Consider the following 1,561-nt stretch of genomic DNA (forward strand, 5'->3'; position numbering starts at 1 on the left):
GGCCAGCACCTCGGGCATCGCGCTGGCGTCGCCCTGTTCGACGATCTGGCGCAGGCGCGCGCGGGTGGCGTCGTCGGCATGCGCCATGGCGTGGATCAGCGGCAGCGTGGCCTTGCCCTCGGCCAGGTCGTCGCCCAGGTTCTTGCCCAGGTCGGCGGCGTCGGCGGTGTAGTCGAGCACGTCGTCGGCGATCTGGAACGCATAACCCAGCTGCATGCCGTAGTCGTACAGGCGTTCCTGCACCGCCTCGCTGGCACCGGAGGCCAGCGCGCCAAGCCGGGTGCCGGCGGCGAACAGCACCGCGGTCTTGCGCTCGATCACGCGCAGGTAGGCGGCTTCGTCGGTGTCGGGGTTGTGCACGTGCAGCAGTTGCAGCACCTCGCCCTCGGCGATGCGGTTGGTGGTGTCGGCCAGCAGGCGCATCACCGCCATGCTGTCCAGCTCCACCATCAGCTGGAAACTGCGCGAATACAGGAAGTCGCCGACCAGCACGCTGGGCGCGTTGCCCCACAGCGCATTGGCGGTGCTGCGGCCGCGGCGCAGGTCCGACTCGTCCACCACGTCGTCGTGCAGCAGGGTCGAGGTGTGGATGAATTCGATGATCGCCGCCAACTGGTGCTGCATCGGCCCGCCGGCGCCGCAGGCGCGGCCGGCCAGCACCACCAGCATCGGCCGCAGGCGCTTGCCGCCGGCGGAGACGATGTGGTCGGCGATCTGGTTGATCAGCACGACGTCCGAGGACAGGCGGCGGCGGATCAGGGCGTCCACCTCGGCCATGTCCGGCGCGGCGAGCATCTGGATCTGGGGCAGGCCCAGGGCGGAGCTGGGGGATTCGGCGATGCTCATGCGGACAGGACTGGAAACGTGCGCAAAGTATAGGCTGCGCGGCCACATCCGTCCCGTTGTGGGCCGGGGCAGGGGGTGGAGAGCTTGCCGTGCCTGGGTTTGCAGCGCCCGGCGGGAGGCGTGCCGGCAGGATTCCGACAGCCCAATGCGGCGTTTTCCGGGGCGCCCGCGGGCGCCTGGCGCAGGCCGGTCCGGCCCGGCGATGTTAGGATTGCTCCCCGAAATCTTCTTTACCGCTCTGCGTGCCCCTGGCCGCGGAGACCCCAGACGGAAGCAGCTCATGGCCCGCGGCATCAACAAAGTCATCCTCGTCGGCAACCTCGGCAACGATCCCGACACCAAGTACACCCAGGCCGGCATGGCCATCACCCGGATCAGCCTGGCCACCACCAGCGTGCGCAAGGACCGCGACGGCAACCAGCAGGAACGCACCGAGTGGCATCGCGTGGTGTTTTTCGGAAAGCTCGGTGAGATCGCCGGCGAGTACCTGCGCAAGGGCAGCTCGGTCTACGTCGAAGGCTCGATCCGCTACGACAAGTACACTGGCCAGGACGGCGTGGAGAAGTACTCCACCGACATCGTCGCCGACGAGATGCAGATGCTCGGCGGCCGCGGCGAGGGCGGTGGCGGCGGCATGGGCGGCGGCGACCGTCCGCAACGCTCGGCGCCGCCGCGCCAGGAACGCTCCGGCATGGGCGGTGGCGGTGGCGGTGGC

At 69.6% G+C, this 1,561-nt stretch carries 2 protein-coding genes; one reads left to right on the top strand and one right to left on the bottom strand.

Annotated features, from left to right (window positions below; translation table 11 throughout):
* On the bottom strand, window positions 1-846 hold an 846-nt coding region (locus D180_RS18395), incomplete at its 3' end, for a polyprenyl synthetase family protein (RefSeq protein WP_017913940.1).
* A gap of 280 nt (window positions 847-1,126) precedes the next feature.
* Here D180_RS18395 and ssb point away from each other — a divergent pair.
* Window positions 1,127-1,561: single-stranded DNA-binding protein (gene ssb, locus D180_RS18400; protein ID WP_017913941.1), on the top strand; the 435-nt coding region annotated here is incomplete at its 3' end.

It is taken from the genome of Xanthomonas sp. SHU 166, from assembly GCF_000364685.1.
GTDB classification, from domain to species: Bacteria; Pseudomonadota; Gammaproteobacteria; order Xanthomonadales; family Xanthomonadaceae; genus Xanthomonas_A; species Xanthomonas_A sontii.